Raw genomic sequence first — 5,141 nt, 5'->3', positions numbered from 1 at the left:
CCCGGGTGGTGCGCAGCGCCGTGGACAGCGACGACGCGCTGCCCGCGCAGTCGATCGCCACGTCCACCCCGCCGAGCAGGTAGGGCGGGCCGACCTCCGGGTCGAGCCGCAGCGCCCGGGTGCCCCGGCGCACCCCGCCGACGGCGGACGCCGGCGGCAGCACCTCGTCCGCGCCGAAGAGCCGGGCCAGCTCCACCTGCCGGCGGTGCTTGGCGACCACGGTCACCGTGCCGGCCGGAGTGAAGGCGCGCAGCGCCAGCAGGGTGAACAGCCCCACCGCGCCCGCACCGATGACCAGCACCCGGTCGCCGTCGGCGGGCGCGGCCCGCAACGCGGTGTGCACGGCGCAGGCCAGCGGCTCGACCAGCACCGCCCGCTCGTCCGGCAGGCCCGCCGGCACCGGGTACAGCTGCGAGCGGTGCGCGACCAGCGCCCCGCTCCACCCGCCGCCGGTGTCCGCGCAGAAACCGGTCTGCAGGCCGGGGGAGACATGCCCGGAGGTCACCCGGTCACAGCGGCTGGTGTGCCCGGCGGCGCAGCCGGCGCACGCGGGCAGCCCCCGGGCGGCACAGCCGAGCACCGGGTCGACGACCACCCGGGAACCCGCCGGCAGCTCCGTCCCATCACTCAAAGTAATATCCGTCTGTGTGTCGGCCACGATCTCGTGCCCGGGCACGAACGGCATCGACACCAGGGAGGCGAAGTAGAACGACGACCGCCCGGTGACGGTGGCCAGATCCGACCCGCAGATCCCCGACAGCCGCGGCCGGATCGTCACCCAGTCCGGCCCGGGACGCGACGGCGCCGGCCGGTCCCGCAGCCGCAGCGGCGCCGTGGTCGTCGCCGCCGCACCGGCCAGGGACGGCAGCCGGCCCGACACCGTCCGGGTCGTCAGGTAACGCGGCAGCGAGCGGTAGAGCTCCAGCGCGCGGCTCACCGCCGGCCCCCCGGGTCGACGGTGACGACACGGTCCGCCCCGGCGCCCGAACGTCCCGCCAGCCCGCCGCCGGGGCCGCCACCGGCGCCGGCCCGCCAGGCCCGCACCCGCGCGGCCACGGCATGGGCCCGGCGCTCGTCGCGGGCGGCCGCGACCGCGCGCGGCTCGCCCGGCGTCGACGACCACTCCTCGATCGGCCAGCCGGAGCGGCGGGCGACCCGGTACAGCGGCAGGTCGGGGCTGACCGCCACCGGGTTGCCGACGGCACGCAGCATCGGCAGGTCCGACTGGCTGTCGGCATACCCCCACGACGCCCGCAGGTTCGCCCCCACCCGCCCCGCGTAGTGGCTCAGCCACGCCGCCCGGGCGTCCCCGACCAGCGGCGCCGACGTCAGCCGTCCGGTGTAACGCCCGTCCGGCCCGACCGCGAGAGCGGTCGCGACGATCTCGTCGAACAGTGGTGCCAGCGGACGGGTGAGCACCGCGACCGCGCCGGTGAGCAGCACCGTCCGGTGCCCGGCCTCCCGGTGCTCACGGACCCGGCGGATCGCCGCCGGCTTGACCCGGCGCAGCAGGATGTCCCCGGCGACCTCGTCGACGAGACGGGCGAGCTCGTCGGGGTCGGCGCCGGCGTAGCGGGTGTACACCGCCCGGATGAGATGCCCCCGGTCCCGCTGTTCGGCGCGGATGTAGCCGGGCAGCGCACGGGCCAGCGAGGCCAGCTCCCGGCCGCGGGCCACGGTGTTCTGGTCGGCCAGCCGCAGCCACAGGTAGGACTCGATCACGGTCGAGGACACCAGCGTGCCGTCCAGGTCGAACACCGCCAGCGTGTCCGGCCCGCCGGCCGAGGCCGGAGCCACCCGGCGGGCCGGCGGCGGCGACGTGTCCGGCCCGCGGATGGTCGCCGTCACGCTCGGGATGTGGATGTCCTGCAGGTAGGTGTGCCAGTCGTAGCAGGCCGGGTCGAACCCGAACCGCTGCGCGTCGGCGGGCTCCAGCCCCTGGTGCAGGGCCCGGGTCGCGTCGTCGACGTAGACCAGCTCGGCCCGGGTGTAGGAGCGGTACAGGTCCTGGTAGCGGCGCAGGAACGACAGCCGCTCGTCGAGCTGCTCCAGGTCGCGGGCGGCCTGGCGGACCCGGTCGGAACGGGGCGCGTACGCCAGCGCCCGGCCGGCGAGCTCGGTGAACCGCTCCCCGCGGCGCAGCCTGCTCTCGACCGTCGCGGCCCCGGCGAAACGCCACTCGGCCGCGGCGACCGCGCCGCGGTTGCGGGCGACCAGCGGATGGCGCTGGAAGTACTCCCGGACATGCTCGTAGAGGTCCCGGAACAGCAGCGGGTTACGGAAGCCCGAACAGACCGTGTAGTAGGCCGGGGTGTCCGCCGGCGGGGTGGCCGCCGCCGCGGCGATGATCGCGTTGACCACCAGGTCGACCGGGATGATGTCGATGATGCCGTCGGGGGAGGCCGGGAAGTCCGGCAGCTCCCCGCGCGCGTAGGCGATGATCAGCGGCTCGGCCATCTTGAAGCCCTCGATCCACCCCGGGAACGGGCGGGCCAGCGCGCTTTCGATGATGGACGGGCGCACCACGGTCAGCGGCAGGCCGTCGCGGGAGTCCTCCAGGTAGCGCTCGGCGAGCGCCTTGGTGAAGGTGTAGCAGTCGGTCCAGCCCAGCACCCGGGCCCGTTCCCCGCCGATCTCGACGAGCCGGCGCTCCACCCACCGGCGGCGGTGGCGCTCGGCCTCGCGGGAGACCGTCTGGGCGCCGGCGCGCACATGATCGGCCTCGGCCCGCTCCCGGAAGCCGCGCAGCGCCTCGGGGGTACGGGAGGCGTCCTCGGCCGCCGCCCGTGCCCGCTGCGCGGCGGTCTGCTCCGCCCGCCAGTCGACGGTGTGCGCCAGCCGGCCCTCGGCCACGTGCCCGGAGCGCAGACCCGCCACGTACGCCGTGGAGATGTGCACGATGTGCGGGCGGGCGCCGCTGTCCCGCACCGCCCGCAGCAGCTCCTGGACCCCGCCGAGGTTGGTGGCGAAACCCGCGTCGATCGGCGGGTCGAAGGACACCTCACCGGCACAGTGGATCACGACGTCGATGTCCGCCGGCAACGTCGGCATCCGTTCCAGGTCACCCTCGAGCACGGTGACCCGCTCGCGCAGCGCCCGCTCGACCCCGTCCGCGCCGACCTGACCGCGCCAGGCGGCGAATGCCGGTTTGGCAACCAGCGCCGCGAACCGGGCCTGACCGCTACGGCCGGCGCGCGGACGGACGAGGGCGACCACCTCGGTGCCGGGCAGATCGGACAGCAGCCGTTCGAGCAGTGCCTCGCCCACGAAGCCGGTCGCTCCCGTGACAAGGACGCGCTTGCCCGCGAGCCGCTCGGGCAGCCCCACCGCCTCACCTCATTCCGTCATCGGGATTGCGTTCCGTTATCGGGGTTGCGTTGTCGGGACGCCGGTGGGCCACGCGGTGAGGACACCGGCGCGGGGCCGCGACCGGCTCACGCCGGTGAGGCTGCGTCCCCTTTCGCCCAGGTCTGCCTCGTCCGGTGCCGACCGGCCATGGAGCGGGTACGGGTGGACATTACAAGCACAGCCGCGACAAGTGACACAACCGACGTGGCCGGCACCGCAGCCAGGGCGTGTCCGCCCGGCTGCCGGCCAGCCGCCGCCCGGCTGCCGGGCAGCCATCCGTCAGACGTGCCCGAGGGCCGCGACGAGCCGGTCGCAGGCCTTCTCCACACCCCACCGCCGGGCCAGCGCGGCCAGTCCCGCGCTGTCGGCGGGCCGGGCGGGCAGCCGGTCCGGCACCGGCGGCAGGCCGACGTCGGTGACGACCCGGACCACCGGCACGGCGGCGTCCAGGTAGGCCGCGGCCTCGATGATCCGCTGCCTGCTCCGGCCCGGGAAGCCTGCGATCTCCCCTCGCGCGGCCGCGGCCCGGACCGCCGCCAGCGACCCGAACCTGCTCAGCAGCGCCGCCGCGGTCTTCGGGCCGATGCCTGACACACCCGGCAGCCCGTCGCTGGGGTCGCCGCGTAGCACCGCGAAGTCGGCGTAGGCCCGGCCGGGGATGCCGAAACGGCTGGCCACAGCCGCCTCGTCGATCACGGCGAACCGTTCGACCGCGTAGCGCACCCGTACCGGCCGGGAGTCGTCGACCAGCTGGAACAGGTCCCGGTCCCCGGTGAGCACGTCCACCTCCGCCTGGTCACGGGTGGCCAGCGTGCCGATGACGTCGTCCGCCTCGTAGCCGGCGGCCGACACCCGGGGGACGCCGACGGCGTCCAGGACGGCGTCGATGACCGGCAGCTGGGCGGTGAGCTCCGCCGGGACGTCCTCGGCCCACCCGGCGCTCCCCGCGCTCCCCGCGCTCCCGGTGCCGCCGGTGCCACCGGCGGCCACCCGGTGGGCCTTGTACGACGCCAGCAGCGCGACCCGGAACGGCGGGCGCCAGTCCGCGTCGAAGCAGGCCACCAGCCGGGTGGGACGGATCTCGACGATCTGGCGGGCCAGGGTGTCCAGCAGGCCGCGCACGGCGTTGACGGGTGTCCCGTCCGGGGCGCGCACCGACCGCGGCACCCCGTGGAAGGCGCGGAAGTACAGCGACGGGGTGTCCAGCAGCATCAGCCGACCGGCGGTGGAGGTACGCACCCGGACAGGGTGACATCCCCTGCCGCGTACCAACATCCGCCTCTTCGCGTATCGACATCCACCCAGCACACGACCACGGTCCGTGATCTGCGTACGCTCCGGATCGTGCTGGAAGACCTTGACCGTGAGATCGTCCGTCTGCTGTGCCGGGATGGCCGGATGAGCTACACCGACCTGGGCCGGTCCACCGGCCTGTCCGTGTCCGCGGTCCATCAGCGAGTACGCCGCCTGGAACAGCGAGGCGTGATCACCGCGTACACGGCCATCGTCGACGCCGCCGAGATCGGCCTCCCGCTCACCGCGTTCGTATCGATCAAGCCGATCGACCCGAGCCAGCCGGACGACGCCCCGGAGCGGCTGCGGGACCTGACCGCCATCGAGGCCTGCCACAGCGTCGCCGGTGAGGAGAGCTACCTGCTCAAGGTCCGCGTCGGCACCCCGGGCGACCTGGAAAGCCTGCTGCAGCAGATCCGGGCCGCGGCGAACGTGTCGACCCGCACCATGGTCGTCCTGTCCACCCCGTACGAGGCACGGCCACCAGCCATCTGACCGGA

The 5,141-nt window shown here is 74.9% G+C and carries 4 protein-coding genes; 1 reads left to right on the top strand and 3 read right to left on the bottom strand.

The window, feature by feature from the left end:
- The 3 genes from AC5LUJ_RS17250 to AC5LUJ_RS17240 form a co-directional block, all read right to left on the bottom strand.
- On the bottom strand, window positions 1–937 hold a 937-nt coding region (locus tag AC5LUJ_RS17250), incomplete at its 3' end, for a zinc-dependent alcohol dehydrogenase (RefSeq protein WP_493465291.1).
- Window positions 934–3,327: an HAD-IB family hydrolase gene (locus AC5LUJ_RS17245; RefSeq protein ID WP_493465290.1), complete on the bottom strand. Its 2,394-nt coding sequence runs from the start codon at window positions 3,325–3,327 to the stop codon at window positions 934–936. The genes AC5LUJ_RS17245 and AC5LUJ_RS17250, both read right to left, overlap by 4 nt.
- Before the next feature lie 300 nt (window positions 3,328–3,627).
- Window positions 3,628–4,623, bottom strand: a complete 996-nt coding sequence (locus tag AC5LUJ_RS17240) for a 5'-3' exonuclease (protein ID WP_250286956.1) — start codon at window positions 4,621–4,623, stop codon at window positions 3,628–3,630.
- 69 nt (window positions 4,624–4,692) lie between these two features.
- Between AC5LUJ_RS17240 and AC5LUJ_RS17235 the strand changes: the two genes are divergently transcribed.
- Window positions 4,693–5,136 carry an Lrp/AsnC family transcriptional regulator gene (locus tag AC5LUJ_RS17235; protein WP_250291304.1) on the top strand — a complete coding sequence of 148 codons (444 nt, stop codon included), beginning with the start codon at window positions 4,693–4,695 and terminating at the stop codon, window positions 5,134–5,136.
- Window positions 5,137–5,141 lie beyond the last annotated feature (5 nt).

It is taken from the genome of Protofrankia sp. CiP1_Cm_nod3, assembly GCF_982290655.1.
Note: the sequence above shows the minus strand (reverse complement) of the source record. Positions and strands in the feature narration are given on the sequence as shown.